This is a genomic window from Microbacterium ulmi (genome assembly GCF_011759705.1).
Classification (GTDB): Bacteria; Actinomycetota; Actinomycetes; order Actinomycetales; family Microbacteriaceae; genus Microbacterium; species Microbacterium ulmi.
Genome location: NZ_JAAOZF010000001.1, coordinates 334179 through 348762 on the forward strand (window position 1 = coordinate 334179; position 14584 = coordinate 348762).

A 14584-nucleotide genomic window follows, 5' to 3' on the forward strand; every position below is an offset into this window, starting at 1 on the left:
CGCTCTGGGCGGACGGCAGCACGGGGTGGCGCAGCCGAGCACGATGCTAGCCAGAGTGGCTGGGAGATTCCCAGACGCTGCCTCCGTGCGCGCCGTGTCGCGCCGCCATGTCATACTGAGAGGTGCGCCCGAAGGCGGGCGTGCGGGTCAAGCCCCCGCTCATCCTCACTACGGATCGTCCGGCACGTACCTGCCGGTGAAGGAGAAGAAAGCATGGCGTCTGTCACGTTCGACAACGCAACTCGCCTGTACCCCGGGGGCACGCGCCCCGCTGTGGACAAGCTCAACCTCGAGGTCGCCGACGGCGAGTTCCTCGTCCTCGTCGGCCCGTCCGGCTGTGGCAAGTCCACGTCGCTGCGCATGCTGGCCGGCCTCGAAGAGGTCAACTCGGGCCGCATCCTGATCGGCGACCGCGACGTCACCGACGTCCCGCCGAAGGACCGCGACATCGCGATGGTCTTCCAGAACTACGCGCTGTACCCGCACATGACGGTCGCCGAGAACATGGGCTTCGCGCTCAAGATCGCCGGCGTCGGCAAGGAGGAGCGCGCCGCGCGCGTGCTCGAGGCCGCCAAGCTCCTCGACCTCGAGGAGTACCTGACCCGCAAGCCCAAGGCCCTCTCGGGCGGCCAGCGACAGCGTGTCGCGATGGGCCGCGCGATCGTGCGCCAGCCCCAGGTCTTCCTCATGGACGAGCCGCTGTCGAACCTCGACGCGAAGCTGCGCGTCCAGACGCGCACGCAGATCGCGTCGCTGCAGCGCCGCCTCGGCGTCACGACCGTCTATGTCACGCACGACCAGACCGAGGCCCTCACGATGGGCGACCGCATCGCGGTGCTCAAGGACGGCCTGCTCCAGCAGGTCGGCACGCCGCGCGACCTGTACGAGAAGCCGAACAACGTGTTCGTCGCCGGCTTCATCGGCTCGCCCGCGATGAACCTGTTCCCGTCCGACCTCGCCGAAGGCGGAGTCCACTTCGGCACCGAGGTCGTGCCGCTCGACCGCGACACCGTCGGCCGTGCGAACGGCAGCCAGGTCACGGTCGGCGTCCGCCCCGAGGACATCCTCGTCGGACCCGCCGACGGCAAGGGCCTCTCGGTCACGGTCGACCTCGTCGAGGAGCTCGGCGCAGACGGCTACCTCTACGGTCACACCGACATCAGCGGCAAGCGCACCGACATCGTCGCGCGCGTCGACGGACGCAGCCACCCGAACGCCGGCGAGACCGTCACCCTCGCCGCGAAGGCCGGCCACGTGCACGCCTTCGACCTCGAGTCGGGCGAGCGCCTCAACGACAAGCCGGTCGTCTCGGCGTAACACCTCGCATCGTCGCGGCGCGGGTCTCGGGATTCCGGGGCCCGCGCCGCGCGGTTAACCATCCCGCCGACGAGGAGAGCGAGTCCGTGTCGAAGTCACTGAGCATCACCGCGAGCTCCGTCGATCCGGGAATCCTGACGCTGCCGTGGTCCACCACCCTCGGGGAGTGGCCGAGCAGTCACATCGTCTTCCTGCCCAAGGGCATCTCCCGCCACCTCGTGCGCTTCGCGAACCTGTCGGGCCGCGTCGTGGCGATCAAGGAGACGACGGAGGAGATGGCGCGGCGCGAGTACGACATGCTGGGCAACCTCTCGCGCCTCGACGCTCCGTGCGTCGAGCGCGTCGCCGTCATCGCGGGGCGGGTGGATGCCGCGGGAGCACCGCTGCCCGCCGCGCTCGTGACGGCTCACTTGAAGTTCTCCCTCCCGTACCGTGCGCTGTTCACGCAGGTGCTGCGCCCGGACACCGCGACCCGCCTCGTCGACGCTCTGGCGCTGCTGCTGGTCCGGCTGCACAACGTCGGGTTCTTCTGGGGGGACGTGTCGCTGTCGAACACGCTGTTCCGTCGTGACGCGGGCGCGTTCGCCGCCTACCTCGTCGACGCCGAGACGGGAGAGCTCCACGAGTCGGGCCTCACGCGGGGCCAGCGACTGCACGACCTCGACGTCGCGCGCACGAACATCGCGGGCGAGATCATGGACCTGGAGGCCGGAGGGCGGCTCGAGGGCGGAGTCGACGCCGTCGCGATCGCCGACGGCATCGTCTCGTCGTACCACTCGCTGTGGGCCGCTCTGACCGACCAGGAGACGTTCCGCGCCGACGAGTCGTGGCACATCACGGAGCGTGTCCGCAAACTCAACGATCTGGGCTTCGACATCGGTGAGATGTCGATCGAGGCGACGGTGGACGGCACCCGCGTCTCGATCCAGCCGAAGGTCGTCGACGCCGGCCACCACCAGCGCCGCCTCCTGCGGCTGACGGGCCTCGACGTCGAGGAGAACCAGGCGCGCAGGCTCCTCAACGACCTCGACGAGTTCAGCGCCCGGGTGTCGCGGCTCGGCTCCGACGAGGACATGGTCGCGCACGAATGGCTGACGCGCGTGTTCGAGCCCGTCGTCCAGGCGATCCCCTTCGATCTGCGCGCGAAGCTCGAGCCCGCCGAGGTGTACCACCAGGTGCTCGAGCACCGCTGGTACGTATCGCAGGCGAACGGCCGCTCCGTTCCGCTCGCGGAGGCGCTCACGTCGTACATCGACGGCGTGCTGCGGCACCGCCGCGACGAGGCCACCCTCATGGGGCCGCCCACCGAGACGATGACGCTGCCGATCCAGGTGCTCGGCGACGCCGCCATCGAGGCCGACGAGGACGAGGACGTCGACTGGCGCGACCTCGTCTGACCTCCGACTCCGCGTCACGCCGCTCCGGCGGGCCGCTCTCCCGCGACGTCCGTCGCGGCGCCAGCAGCGATGCTCGCCGCGGGGGGCGTCGGCTCGTCACCGGATCCGACATCCTGTGCGGGGGTTGCAGGACCGGCATCCCGCCTGTCGCCGTACGGCGCCGGCGGCGAATCGTCCAGGAGCGCGTTGCGGATGATGAGTCGCGGGTCGTACTGCCGCGGATCGAGTCGGCGCCAGTCGATCTGCTCGTAGTCGTCGCCGAGGTCGCGCCGCACCTCCTCCGTCGTCTTGTCGGCCAGCTCGCGCAGGCGCCTGATGACCTGGGCTGCCCGCGACGCCAGCCCGGGGAGCCGTTCGGGCCCGAGCAGGAAGACCGCTGCGGCGAGGATGATGACGATCTTGTCGATCGAGATGCCGAGCATGTCACGCTCCCGCGGGCATCGCGTCGAGCGCGAGGGCCCTGGCGCGCCGTCGGTCGTGCAGGAAGGCGACCCCGATCGCAGCGAAGTACAGCGCGACCATCGGCAGAGCGAGCAGGAACATCGACAGGACGTCTGCTGCGGGGGTCGCGAACGCCGCGAACACGGTGATGAGCAGGATCGCGGTCCGCCAGCCCTTCAGGATCCCCGCCGCCGAGACGACGCCCGCGAAGTTCAGGACGACGAGGAACACGGGCACGACGAACGCGACCCCGGTCGCGACGAGCAGCTTCAGCACGAAGTCGTAGTACGCGCGAGCATCGAGCAGAGCAGCGGAGTTCGCCGTCGTGAAGCCGAGCATCAGCTCGACGATGTGCGGCAGCACGAGCCATCCCGCTGCACATCCCGCAAGGAAGAGCGGGATGGCGGTCGCGAGGAAGGCCAGCGCGTACTGGCGCTCCCTGCGCACGAGTCCGGGCACCAGGAAGGCCCACACCTCATACAGCCAGACGGGGCTCGCGATGACGATGCCGACCGTCACCGCGATCTGCAGCTTCAGATCGAAGGCCTGGGTCACGGCTGTGAAGTTGAGGCCCGTCACTCGGCCCTCGGCCATGCCCGTATGCGCGATGGGTGCGCCCAGGAGCTGGAAGATCGGGTCGGCCAGGATGAATCCCGCGATGCCGCCGACGACGACACCCGCCGCCGCGATCGTGAGCCGCTTGCGCAGTTCGCGGAGGTGGGATCCGACCGACATCCTCAGATCGACGGGTGGCCGGCCCTTCTTCCGCGTGCGTTCCATCGTGTCAGTTCCGCGGTGTGGGGCCGACGGTGGATTCCGCCGCGGCGGACGGGTCGGCGGCGCTTGCGCGAGGCTTGTCGTCCGCGCCGCTCTCGTCGGCGCTCAGGGATCGCGTCTCGGTGCGCAGGATCCGCATCGACTGTCCTATGCTGCGCGCGAGCGCGGGAAGCTTCGTCGCTCCGAACAGGAGCAGCAGCACTGCGACGAGGACGAGCAGGTGCATTCCGGTCAAGTTGCCGATCATCGTTGATCCACTTTCTCTCGCTGGGCTTCTCGTGGCCGGGGGGACGGGTCGTCCTCCGGTCGGCAGACGGTGCGGCAGCATCGCCCACGTCGGTGAGGGCGATGGCCGCCGCGCCAGCCGCGGCATTCGGGAGCATCCTGTGCGGGTGCGAAAAGACACTTCTGTCCAATTATGGTGCACAGCTGTCCAGTGTCAATGGACATTGCTGTTCAGTTATAGCAGAGATGCCTTTCGAGTGTCAGGGCAATGTGCGCGTTCAGACCAGCATCCCGACCGGGTTCTCGATGCGGTGCACGAACGCCGCGAGCCACCGCGCTGCGAGGGCGCCATCGAGCACACGGTGATCGGCGGAGAGTGTGACGGTCATGATCGACGCGACACCCACCGAACCGTCGGACTCGACGATCGGGCGACGCGTCGCCGCTCCCACTGCGAGGATCCCCGCGTGGGGCGGGTTTATGATCGCCGAGAACTCACGCGTGCCGTACATCCCGAGGTTCGATACCGAGAACGACCCGCCCTCCAGCTCATGCTGCTTGAGCCTGCCCTCTCGCGCGCGGGCCGCCAGCTCGCCGATCGCCGAGCTCAGCTCGCCGAGCGTCATCCGCTCGACGCCGCGGACGACCGGGGTGAGCAGTCCCGTCGGCACCGATACGGCGATCGCGATGTCGACGCTCGAGAAGCGCCGGGTCGCATCGTCGGTCCAGATCGCGTTCGCCTCGGGAACGTCGCGCATCGCCCAGGCGACGGCCTTCACGACGAGGTCGTTGACCGAGATCCTGACGTCGCCCTGTTCGTTGATGCGCGCACGCAGAGCGAGCAGCTCGTCGACGCGGCAGTCGGCGACGACGTAGAAGTGCGGGATCGTGCTCTTGCTCTCGGTGAGCCGCCGGGCGATCGCGCGCCGCATGCCGGTGTGAGGGATCTCGGTGAACTGGCCGACCTCGACTCCACTGCTCGGGGCGGGCACGGCGGATGCGGGCGGAGCGGAGGCCGCGGCGGGCGGCGGCGTCGCCGGCGCGGAGGACAGCTCATCGATGTCACGACGCACGATCCGGCCGTGAGGACCCGACCCGGCGACCAGCGTCAGATCGATCCCGCGATCGCGGGCGAGACGGCGGACGAGCGGACTCGCGAACAAGCGCACCGGTGCGCTGTGCGATTCGGATGCCTCCGCCGACGGGGCAGGCTGAACATCGGCCATGACCCGCGCCTCGGCTGCCGCAGCGGGTGCGGCATCCGGCGTCGCCGCCGCCACGGCACCCGCTTCCTCCACGGCACCCGCTTCGCGCATCGCCTCCTCGCGGGTCTCGCCGGGCGCGGCGAGCACCGCGATCGGCGCACCCACGGGTGCGGAGTCGCCGGCGGCGACGAGGATCCCGGCGAGCGTCCCCTCCGCCTCCGCCTCGTACTCGACGACGGCCTTCTCGGTCTCGATCTCGACGATCGTCTGTCCGAGCGCGACGACGTCGCCGACATCGACGAGCCACGTCTGGATCGCCGCCTCGGCGCCGCCGGCGGCGAGCTGCGGCATCCGCACGACGGCGGTCATCCCCGGCCTCCCCACGCGGCGCGCACGCGTTGGAGGCCCGCGGCGACCTCTTCGGCGCGGGCGATCGCGGCCCGCTCCAGCACCTTCGAGATGCTCGGACTCGCCTCGCCGCCGGTCACGCGCTCGACGGGCTGGTCGAGCCAGTCGAAGTATCGCCGCTGGATCTCGTCGGAGAGCCATCCGCCGTACGACGGTCCCTTCGCCCCCTGCTCGACGATGAGCACGTTGTTCGTCTTCCTGATGCTCTCGCCGATCGTGTCCCAGTCGATCGATGCGCGGTCGAGCCAGCGCAGGTCGATCACCTCGGCGTCGATGCCCGTCTGAGCGGTGGCCTCCAGAGCGTGGCCCACCATCGAGAGGTAGGTGAGGACCGTCACGTCGGAGCCGGCTCTGCGGACGGCCGCCGATCCTGGCGGGATGATGTAGTCGAGGTCTCCGTCGGGCACACGATCGGCGGCGCCGTAGAGATCGACGTGCTCGATGACGAGCACAGGATCGTCGAGGGCGAGGGCGGCGTTCATGAGCCCGACGTAGTCCGCCGCCGTCGAGGCCGCGACGATCCGCCAGCCCGCCGACGTGGCGAAGATGCCCGCCGGGTCCATGAGGTGCTGCGAACCGTAGCCCGACCCCATGGCGACCTTCGTGCGAAGCACGAGCGGCACGCGGTTGTTGTCGCCGAACATGTGGCGCGCCTTGCCGATCTGGTTGAAGACCTGGTCGGCTGCGACCCACATGAAGTCGGGATACATGAACTCGACGATGGGCCGGAACCTGCCGTCGAGTGCGATTCCGCCCGCGAGTCCGACGAAGCCGTTCTCGCTGATGGGCGTGCCGATGACGCGGTCTGGACCGTACTTCTTCGCAAGACCCTTCGTGGCGCCGTTGGTGCCGCCGTTGAGGCGATGCACGTCTTCTCCCAGCACGATGATGCGGTCATCGGTCTCCATGCGGCGATCCATCGTCGCGGCGACGGCGTCGACGAACTTGGTGTCGCGCCACGCTCCGGAGTAGCTCGCCGGCTCGCCCGCGGTGAGACCTGCGAGCTCGCTCGCGTCGCCGCGGATGCCGGTGTCGACGACACTCGGATCGGGCCAGAGCCCGGGGCGGATGCGCCGACGCCCTGCGCTGTCGGGGTCGTCTTCGAGAAGCCGGCCCGCCGCTGCGGCCATCGCCGCCTGCGCCTGTTCGCGCACGGCGCCGACGCCGGCTTCGTCGATGAGTCCGAGCGCCACCATTTCTCGCGCGACGCGGTCGAGCGGGTCGCGAGACCGCCACTGCGCCTCCTCGTCCTTCGTGCGGTATCCGAAGGCGCTTCCCGGGTACGGGCCGTTCTGGTGGAAGAAGCGGTACACCTCCGCCTCGATGATCGCCGGGCCCTCCCCTGCCCTCATGCGCGCGAGCGCCTCCTGCGTCGCGAGGTGCACAGCGAGCGGGTCCATCCCGTCGACGCGCCACGATGGGATGCCGAATCCCTGGCCGCGCACGGAGAAGCGCGGGTCGGCCGTCACCTCGTCGGCATGCGTCGAGACCGCGTAGAGGTTGTTCTCGATGAAGTACATGACGGGGAGCTTCCACGCCGCCGCGAGGTTCATGGACTCGAGCACCGAGCCGATCTGGCTCGCACCGTCGCCGAAGTAGTTGACCGAGACGTCGTGCGTGCTCGAGTGCTTCTGCGCCCACGCGTTGCCTGCTGCGATGGGCGCACCGCCGCCCACGATGGCGTTCGTGCCCAGTGCTCCGGCCTCGAGCCACTGCAGATGCATCGAGCCGCCGCGGCCGCCGGAGAACCCCTGCGCGAGCCCGAGGATCTCGGCGAGCGTGCGCTGAAGCATCGCCTGGAGCTCGGGGGTCACGAGGGCCGCAGGATCGAGCGTGCCGCCCGAGACGTGGCCGATCGCCTTGGCGAGGAACTGGTGGTGTCCGCGGTGCGAGCCGTTGACGGCATCCGTCGACGTGAGTGCCACGATCGACCCGACGGCCCCGCCCTCCTGGCCGATGCTCGAATGCGCCGGGCCGTGCACGAGGCCGGCCGCGGCGAGGTCGAGAACCGTCTCCTCGAACGCGCGAATGAGGTTGAGCTGTCCGAGCATGGTGCCCAGCAGCGCCGGATCCGCGCGCTTCCAGTCTGCGGCGGTCGTGGTCAGCTCGACCCAGGGCACTCCCGTCTCGAGCGTGCGTCGTCGAGGCATCGTCATCTCCATCGATCAGCGAGCGGTCGGTCGTCGACCGACTCCCATCGTAGGAATGATTGGATGCAATTACAAGCAATCGACACGTGGTACTCCAGAATCCTTCGATATTGACCCCGTGCTGGATACAATGAGCTTCTCGCAAGGCATTGACGAAGGGGTTGAGCGTGGCGATTCCAGGACTGCGGGGTTCAGATCACATCGGCATCACGGTTCCCGACATCGACGCCGCCGAGCGTTTCCTCGTCGATGTCCTCGGCGCGCACGCCGTCTACACGCTCGGTGCGAAGAGATCGGACGACGACGACTGGATGACCGTCCAGCTGGGCGTTCACCCGCGCACCGTGATCCGCGAGATCCGCTTCTACCGCCTCGGCAACGGGACGAACCTCGAGGTGTTCCAGTACGACAGCGCCGACGGCCAGGCTCCCCCGCCGCGCAACAGCGACATCGGCGGCCACCATCTCGCACTGTACGTCGACGACATGGACGCGGCCGTCGACTATCTGCGCGCCGAGGGCGTCGAGATCATGGGCGAGCCCGTCGCCAGTGCCGGCGCATCGGCGGGTCAGCGCTGGCTCTACTTCCGTTCGCCGTGGGGAATGCAGTTCGAGCTCGTGAGCTTTCCCGAGGGGAAGGCGTACGAGCGGGATGCCGAGATCCTGCTGTGGCACCCCGGGCAGCCCGAACGATGAGCGCTGACGGCACGGCCGAGCAGTCTCGCGCGCGGGACGGCGACGCGGGCGCGCGCATCGCCCTCGCCGTGCGTGAGGGGATCATGGCCGGCGAGTACCCGCCCGGCGCACGCATCCGTCAGGAGAACCTCGCCGAACAGTTCGGCGCGAGCCGCGTGCCCGTGCGCGAGGCGCTGCGGCAGCTCGAGTACGAGGGGCTCGTCCGGGTCGTCGCGAACACGGGGGCGTGGGTCTCTCGCCTGACTCTCGAGGAATGCGAAGAGGTCTACCAGATGCGCGAGCGCCTCGAACCGCTGCTCCTCCACTACAGCGCACCGGCCCTCGATGCCGCCGCCATCGCGGGCCTTGCCCAGCTCGCCCAGCGGATCAGCAGCGTCGGGGCGGACACGGATGCCTTCCTCGCACTCGATCGTGAGTTCCACATGGCGAGCTACAAGGGCGCGCACACCGCGCAGCTGAGCGATCTCATCGAGAAGCTCTGGAACACGACGGCGCCCTATCGGCGCGCCTACGTCTCGAAGTGGGACGCGGACTCGCGCAAGATCGCGCACGAAGAGCACCACCTCATGGTCGCGGCCCTCCGCGACGGCGATTCGGAGGATGCCGAGCGTATCCTGGCGGGACACATCCGGCGAACCCGGCGACAGCTCGCGCGGCATCCCGACATCTTCGACGTCGAGTCGTCGGGCCGCTGACGAAAGGCCGGGTGGGACTCGTGTCACCCCACCCGGCCCTCTGGCGGCGTGTCGCAGGCGGCGCTACTGCCACCAGCTCGCGTCGAACACGTGGTCGCTGTCGTGCGACCAGTCACGACTTCCGCGCACGACACCCGTGTCATGGACGATCGCTCCGTCGACGAACGTCATGACCGGCAGAATGCGGCGGACCTCGGCATCCGGGATCGTGAAGTAGTCCTTGTCGAGCACGAGGAGGTCGGCGAACTTGCCCGGCTCGATCGAGCCGAGATCGTCTTCGCGGTTGAGGTACCACGCGTTGCCGCGCGTGTACGCGTGCAGGGCCTCCTGACGCGTCAGCTGCTGGCCGGGGTTGATCTGCTGGCCGGACACGTTGAGCCCGGTCGTCGCGTAGTGCAGGGCGAACCACGGGTTGTGCGGCGCGATGTGCACGCCGTCCTCGTGCAGACCCATGTGGATGCCGCTGTCATGGATCTGCCGGAACAGCGGGCCGACGGGAAGGCCGTCCGTCCTCGGCACACCGCCGAGCCACCGGAAGCCAGATGTCGAGACAGCGGCGTTCAACGCCTTGAGCCTCTCGAGATGGTCGGGCGTCGCGAAGTCGGCGTGCTGCAGACCCCATCGGAGCTCCTTGATGCCGAACTCCTGGTCCATCTGCTCATACGTCGCCACGACCTGCTCGATCGCGGCTGCGCTGGTGGGGCTTCCGCCCTGTGCATTCTCGTTGCGCCACCCCGCCTGCGCCACGAGCCGCTGCGACTCGAACCACACCGCGTACGCGTCCGCGTTGGTGGGCGCAGCGAAGGGAGCGGCCCATTCGCCGATGCCGCCGGTGCGGAGCATGTCGTCGCCGAAGAAGGGGAACTGGTTCCTGAGCCGATCCTTGAGCTCAGGCAGCTGCTGGGCGAGCCCGCCGAGGGCGGGAATGAACCCCTGGTTGTGCAGGAAGTTCATCTGCAGGCGCACGTATGCCTTGCCCTCGCCATGCAGCGACAGCCACGCGTCGTACATGCGGAAGTGATCCAGGCGGAACAGCGCGTCGTTCGGCTGCGGCGGCAGCAGCGACGGGTCGAGGGTCGCGCCGGCGGTCGCGGGGAGCACCTGGTCGAGGATCGACGTGAGGCCGACCTTGGCGGTGAACGCCATGGAGTCCAGCGCGCTGCGGCGCTTATCGGCGAACGTCTGACGGATCCGCAAGTGGTAGAGCCCCGCGTTCGCGTTCGCGCCGGCGAGCGAGCCATCCTCGGCCACCGTCACGACGGGGTTGGTGACGGACTCGAAGAACTGCTTGCCGAGCGTGTTGACGCGTGCCGGCCCGAATCCGCTCTGGTAGAGGAACACTGGCCGGTCGGAGATGACGGCGTCTATCTCCGACAGCGTCGGCAGCCGGCGCTCGGCGAACATGCCGGAGGTGCCCGAGCCCATCGCCGTGATGAACTGGCCTTCCGGCACGTCGGGTCGGCGCGCGGCGAGGATCGCGAGCACTTCGCTGACGTTGTTCGCGAGCTCCCACTCGGCGACGTGGTACCCCGGCCGGTTCGCGAGACTCACGAAGTGCGAGTGGCTCTCGATGAGTCCGGGGACCACGGTGCGGCCGCCCAGGTCGATCCGGTTCTCGGGGCTGCCGTTGCGGATCGCGTCCGCTCCGACGTCGACGATGCGGTCTCTCACGATCCGCACGGCGTTCACGACGGTGTTGCTGTCGTCCATCGTGTGGATCTTCCCGTTGACCAGGAGGCGGCCGACATCGCCACTGCCGTGCCATGGGCGATCCACGGTGTGGATCGGGCCCACGACGGCGGTAGCGGGGGATGCCACGGCACTGCCGCTCAGGACTGCGGCTGCCGCCGCAGCGCTTCCACCGATGATCAGTCCTCGGCGCGAGATGCCTTCGGTGGCATCCTGCGGGTTCTCGCCGAACTGCTCTGACTTCTTTCCCATGAGTGCTCCTGCTTGCTTGTCGACACTGACATTTGGCGTGCATGCGTGCGCTGCATGCGCGGAGACCCGTCTCCGGGCGGGCCGGGTATTTATCCAGGGTTGTTCAGAGTGTCTAGCTATACTGGACACACTGTTCAGGCCCGCACCCTAGCAGTAATCAGGAGTGTTGCGCGACTGTTCTGCCTGATGGACGAGGCACCTCCGACTGGCCTCGTGAATTGCCGCTTTCCTCGCGAGACGAATCGAGCGTTGTCGACTCTCGCTTGATCTGCTACCGTCCACACTGAACGCATGTCCAGCCCCACTGGACAGCGATACTCGGACACCGCTGTCCGTTTACGAGTGTGGCCCCGATGACGCACCACGCCAGGGAAGGGGAGTGGAGCGCGGTGCGAGGTCGTCCGCACAGGTCCGGAATGGCTGAATGTCAGCGTCGACAAGCAAGCAGGAGCACTCATGGGAAAGAAGTCAGAGCAGTTCGGCGAGAACCCGCAGGATGCCACCGAAGGCATCTCGCGCCGAGGACTGATCATCGGTGGAAGCGCTGCGGCGGCAGCCGCAGTCCTGAGCGGCAGTGCCGTGGCATCCCCCGCGGCAGTCGCCGCACCGCCGGGATACACGACAGCCGTCGGCGGCGGCGGCAATGACGACCTGCTGTTCGTGAACGGGAGCATCCACACCTACGACGACGACAACTCCGTCGTCGACGCGGTGCGCATTCGGAACGGCCGCTTCATCGCGGTCGGGCAGGACGCCATCAACGCCGGCGACTCCAGGTTCAAGGTCGACCTCGGCGGTCGTACCGTGATTCCCGGCATCATCGACTCGCACAACCACATCGGGCTGGTCAGCAACCGCCCCGGTCACTGGGTCGGACTGGAAGACGTCTTCACCCATGAGGATGCGGTCGCACGCCTCACGGCGAAGGCCGACTCCGTGCCCGAGGGCGAGCTGGTCACGTCTCTCGGCCCGATCGTCGCGATGCAGTTCCCCGGCAATGTGCTGCCGAACCTCACGACTCTGAACGCCGTGCCGCGACCGGTGATGATCATGGCCGAGCAGGGCGGCAATGCCGTGAACCAGGCCGCGATCGACTACTTCGCCGCCAAGGGGATCACGATCACCGTCAACGCGGCGGGGTACCCGACCGGCGCCGGCGTGGGCCTCGCGCTCCAGCGGCTCCGGCAGGAGCTGACGGACGCCGACCGCGAGACCAACGCCCAGGCGGCGCTTCAGTACTACTCGACCCTCGGCATCACGACGCACCTCGACGAGGGCGCCTTCCACGTCGACACACCAGGCACGGCCATCTGGAACGAGAACGCATACACGCTGCACCGGGGCTTCCTCGCGCGCAACGCGAAGAAGGCTCTGCCTGCCCGCATTCGCTTCGACTACCTGGAGGAGGACAGCACGGCGGATCTCCCCCGGCTCACGGCGCGTCTGAAGAACGCGTTCCCATTCTTCGGGAGCGACATGATGCGCTCCGGCGGAATCGGCGAGTTCACGGTGAACGGCTTCGGCGGCGGCGCCGTCGCCATCGGGGGTCCGGTCTGGCTGGCGGGCACCAAGATGGTCGCGCAGGCAGGCTGGCGCAACGAGAACCACTCGCTGTCGGCCACCGACATCGGCCAGATCGTCGCCGGCTGGGAAGCGGTCAACGCGGAGATCCCGATCGACGGTCTGCGTTGGGTCGTCGCGCACGTGCCGAACATCACCGAGGATCACGCCAACCGGCTCAAGGCGATGGGCGTGGGCGTCAAGGTCGGCTGGGGCCCGACGCGAACAGGGTCGAACCTCGGCCCGAAGCATCGCATGCTCATCGACAGCGGCATCCACGTGGGCTACCACTCGGACGGTGGCGACATCACGTCGATCAACCCGTGGCTCAACCTCTACACGATGATCACCGGCCGCAACCTCCTCGGCAACGTGGTCTGGGAGGCGGGTCAGTCGATCACGCGCGACGAGGCGATCCAGCTCGCGACGAAGGACAACTCGTGGTTCATCCACGAGGACGACCTCGGCGGGATCAAGGTCGGCAATCACGCAGATCTCCTGGTGCTCGACCGCGACTTCTACACGATTCCGGACGCGGACATCCCGAAGATCCACTCCGACCTCACCGTCGTGGGCGGCGACATCATCCACGACAGCGGCGCGATCCCCGGCGACCGCAGCTGGGCCGAGGGCTGGACGAACCGCTACAACCATCCGGCGGCGGTGCGGCGGATCGATCTGGCCGTCTCGTCGACGCCGCGCACGGTGGCCGGCAAGGCCTACGTCACGGTCGTGGCGACGAACAACGAAGCGGTGCCGGTGGATGTCGTCATCACGACGGCGTTCGGCACGAAGTCGTTCACCAACGTCGCACCGGGCAAGTCCGCGAGTGTCTCGTTCAACTCCACGCTCGCATCGATCGGAGCGGGTGAGGCGACGATCGAGGTGACCGCCGTGCTCAACGGAGCGAGTGTGACCAACACCAAGATCGCGCCGTACCCGGCATTCCCCGCTGCGTGAACCATGTGGTCCGGGCTCGCCCGTCGGCGCTCCCGGACCACGTCGAACCTCGGCGCGTCTGCGCACCGATGGGCGAAGCACCCGAGCTTCGAAGCCCCCACTCAGTCACATTTCAAAGGAGAGACAATGAAGACCAAGAAGTCCTTCGCGCTGCGCGTCGCAGCTGCCGCGTTCGGCGTGGCGGTGCTGACCGCCGCGGGAACCGCGATCGCGTCCGCGGACGACGAGCTCGGCGACGAGGGTGTCGACGTCAACGTCGACATCAGCCCGATCGTTGAGCCCGGAGTCCTCGCTCTGAGCGTCGCGGATGACAGCACCACCCTCACGGAGGACGGGTCGACCGACGTCGTGCGCCAGTTCACAGGCACGCTGCCGCTCGTCACCGTTACCGACACGCGCACCGGCGACGAGATCCCCGACGGCGCGTTCTGGGCCGTCGTCGGCTCCGCCAGCGCGTTCCTGAACCAGACGGCCCCCGACGCCGCCCCGATCGGGGCGGATCACCTCGGCTGGGAGCCGGCACTCGTTCAGGGTGAAGGCGAAGCGTTCATCAGCGTCGGCGACGACGTCCAGACCGTCCTCGACGGGGACCGCGGTCTGGTCAACCAGGAATTGCTGTTCCTGGCCGACTCCGCCGCCGACGCGGCGGCGGCGGGCGGCACATGGAGTGCGAACGCCAACCTGTTCCTGCGCGTGCCGGCCACGGTCACACCCGGCTCGTACACGTCCGTCCTGACCCTGTCGCTGTTCGAGTAGCCGCACCGCTCGGATGCGGACGGCGGGTGCGACCGCCGCCCGCATCCAGGCTCGAAA

The 14584-nt window shown here is 68.5% G+C and carries 12 protein-coding genes; 6 read left to right on the forward strand and 6 right to left on the reverse strand.

Annotation, left to right across the window (positions count from 1 at the left end; genetic code table 11):
- Positions 1–213: 213 nt before the first annotated feature.
- Both FHS08_RS01595 and FHS08_RS01600 read left to right on the forward strand, forming a co-directional pair.
- On the forward strand, positions 214–1317 hold the full coding sequence (locus FHS08_RS01595) for an ABC transporter ATP-binding protein (RefSeq protein ID WP_167034856.1): 1104 nt from the start codon (positions 214–216) through the stop codon (positions 1315–1317).
- 86 nt (positions 1318–1403) lie between these two features.
- Positions 1404–2714: a DUF4032 domain-containing protein gene (locus FHS08_RS01600; RefSeq protein ID WP_167034858.1), complete on the forward strand. Its 1311-nt coding sequence runs from the start codon at positions 1404–1406 to the stop codon at positions 2712–2714.
- A gap of 14 nt (positions 2715–2728) precedes the next feature.
- Here the strand turns inward: FHS08_RS01600 and FHS08_RS01605 are convergent, their stop codons facing one another.
- The 5 genes from FHS08_RS01605 to FHS08_RS01625 form a co-directional block, all read right to left on the reverse strand.
- Positions 2729–3136, reverse strand: coding sequence for a twin-arginine translocase TatA/TatE family subunit (locus tag FHS08_RS01605; RefSeq protein WP_167034860.1), 408 nt, complete (start codon positions 3134–3136; stop codon positions 2729–2731).
- A 1-nt stretch (position 3137) separates the two neighbouring features.
- Entirely contained in the window at positions 3138–3890 is a 753-nt protein-coding gene (gene tatC, locus FHS08_RS01610; protein ID WP_167034862.1) for a twin-arginine translocase subunit TatC, read from the reverse strand.
- Positions 3891–3939: 49 nt separating this feature from the next.
- Positions 3940–4158 (reverse strand): twin-arginine translocase TatA/TatE family subunit, encoded by a 219-nt coding sequence (locus FHS08_RS01615; protein WP_341800400.1) that lies wholly within the window; start codon positions 4156–4158, stop codon positions 3940–3942.
- 277 nt (positions 4159–4435) lie between these two features.
- Entirely contained in the window at positions 4436–5731 is a 1296-nt protein-coding gene (locus FHS08_RS01620) for a pyruvate dehydrogenase complex dihydrolipoamide acetyltransferase (protein WP_167034866.1), read from the reverse strand.
- A complete protein-coding gene (locus tag FHS08_RS01625; RefSeq protein ID WP_167034868.1) occupies positions 5728–7920 on the reverse strand; it encodes an alpha-ketoacid dehydrogenase subunit alpha/beta in 2193 nt (730 codons plus the stop codon). The genes FHS08_RS01620 and FHS08_RS01625 overlap by 4 nt, the downstream gene beginning before the upstream one ends.
- 167 nt (positions 7921–8087) lie before the next feature.
- On the opposite strand from FHS08_RS01625, the gene FHS08_RS01630 reads away from it, so the two are divergent.
- Complete coding sequence (locus FHS08_RS01630; protein ID WP_167034870.1) at positions 8088–8615, forward strand: VOC family protein; 528 nt, start codon at positions 8088–8090, stop codon at positions 8613–8615.
- The gene (locus FHS08_RS01635; protein WP_167034872.1) at positions 8612–9310 is read left to right on the forward strand and encodes a GntR family transcriptional regulator; all 699 of its coding nucleotides are present in this window, start codon (positions 8612–8614) and stop codon (positions 9308–9310) included. Before FHS08_RS01630 ends, FHS08_RS01635 begins: the two co-directional genes overlap by 4 nt.
- A gap of 63 nt (positions 9311–9373) precedes the next feature.
- Here FHS08_RS01635 and FHS08_RS01640 read toward each other — a convergent pair whose 3' ends face one another.
- Positions 9374–11251 carry an amidohydrolase gene (locus tag FHS08_RS01640; RefSeq protein ID WP_167034874.1) on the reverse strand — a complete coding sequence of 626 codons (1878 nt, stop codon included), beginning with the start codon at positions 11249–11251 and terminating at the stop codon, positions 9374–9376.
- 456 nt (positions 11252–11707) lie between these two features.
- Between FHS08_RS01640 and FHS08_RS01645 the strand changes: the two genes are divergently transcribed.
- Both FHS08_RS01645 and FHS08_RS01650 read left to right on the forward strand, forming a co-directional pair.
- The gene (locus FHS08_RS01645) at positions 11708–13771 is read left to right on the forward strand and encodes an amidohydrolase family protein (protein ID WP_167034876.1); all 2064 of its coding nucleotides are present in this window, start codon (positions 11708–11710) and stop codon (positions 13769–13771) included.
- A gap of 126 nt (positions 13772–13897) precedes the next feature.
- Positions 13898–14527 (forward strand): hypothetical protein, encoded by a 630-nt coding sequence (locus tag FHS08_RS01650; protein ID WP_167034878.1) that lies wholly within the window; start codon positions 13898–13900, stop codon positions 14525–14527.
- Positions 14528–14584: the final 57 nt, after the last annotated feature.